Below are 1,465 nucleotides of genomic sequence, written 5' to 3'. Positions count from 1 at the left end.
TCTACCTTACTTTCGCCGTTTCGTCTCGACAATCGTCTCATCTATGGGTGAGAATGTTCATTACTGGGTGACAATAAACGAGCCGAATGTTTATGCGGTAATGTCATACCTCATGGGAGAATGGCCCCCGGAAATAAAAGACATGGGGAGAGCGATGAGGGTTCTTGCAAATCTACTTTACGCTCATAGTGAGGCTTATGATGTCATAAAAGAGTCCAATCCCCTCTCTATGGTGGGCGTGGCAGTAAACATGATTCCTTTCTTTCCTCTGAGAACGTTCCACCCTGGAGACAGAATTGTGTCCAAGTATCTTGACAGGGTTTACAACTACAGCTTTCTGGACAGCCTGAAGAATGGAAAGATGGTTAAACCTCTCGGAACCGGAGAAGCAGTATCGGGGATATCCTCAAAACTAGATTACCTCGGAGTAAATTACTACACCCGAATGTTTGCTAAGTATGCAAAACCGCTTCCCGAGATCGTTGTCGGAGATGAATTTGAAAAGACAGAGATGGGTTACGAATTCTTTCCGCAGGGAATTGAAGACGTAGTACTGAAGGCCTACAAGAGGTATGAATTACCGATCATAATCACAGAAAATGGTATCGCCGACGGTACAGACAAGAGAAGATGGGAATACATAGAAACGGCCCTAAAAAGCCTTAGAAGCGCAATGGATAAGGGTGCCCGAGTGTTTGGGTACATCTACTGGTCTTTAATGGATAATTTCGAATGGAAGGAAGGTTATTCGATGAAGTTCGGGCTTTACGAAACGGCGCGGGAAAATCTAGAACTAAGACCCCGTGGTAGTGCCGACAAGTTCAGGGATTTCATTCGAGAGAGCCTCTCCTGACAGAAATGAAAGATCTGAGAGCGAACGGCCAAGTCGGACTATGCTCGATGCGTAGAGATATGAACAACCGGAACTCTAAAGGAGCTAATGCTTCCGAGTCTAATAGCGATTGGGATTACGCTTCCTGCTGCATTCATAGGTGGATTACATGCCCTCGGCGGTTTCCTGGGTGGTGCGATCCTCTCCGGATTGTCCGACGCGCTCTTGATATCTAACAGTGGAGAAATGTGCGGCAACTCAAAGAAATTTACCGGGGATGGAGCCTTCTGTGGGAACGGTTCCGACGCACACAAAGCGGCTGTCAATGGTGACACCGTCGGAGATCCCTTCAAAGACACTGCCGGTCCCTCGCTTAACATGCTAATAACGGTTATCTCGCTCGTTGCCTCTTTGATGAGCCCGCTTGTTATTCTTTATGCTGTCTTCAAATAACAGGCAATTAAAACAAAAGGCGGGGAACCCCCGCCTTTTTTCCTTTTCCTGAATATCTATAAAAGCGCAATCAATAACTTCTCAATCCCCTGCTTTTTCACCGCCGATACGACAAATACAGGCGGGTAGACTCCCAGTGAAGCCAATTCAGCTTTAATTGACTTCTCGGCTATTATCTGC

Annotated in this window: 1 protein-coding gene and 1 pseudogene; both read left to right on the top strand. The window is 46.6% G+C overall.

Annotation, left to right across the window (positions count from 1 at the left end):
• A partial coding sequence (locus BG32_RS11480; RefSeq protein WP_147434989.1) for a family 1 glycosylhydrolase occupies positions 1-853 on the top strand: 853 nt, incomplete at its 5' end.
• 75 nt (positions 854-928) lie between these two features.
• Positions 929-1,285, top strand: a pseudogene (locus BG32_RS11475) (sodium/proton-translocating pyrophosphatase); the annotation flags it as partial.
• Positions 1,286-1,465: the final 180 nt, after the last annotated feature.

Origin of the sequence: Mesotoga sp. HF07.pep.5.2.highcov, assembly GCF_003666285.1 — a bacterium.
Taxonomy (GTDB): domain Bacteria; phylum Thermotogota; class Thermotogae; order Petrotogales; family Kosmotogaceae; genus Mesotoga; species Mesotoga prima.
Note: the sequence above shows the minus strand (reverse complement) of the source record. Positions and strands in the feature narration are given on the sequence as shown.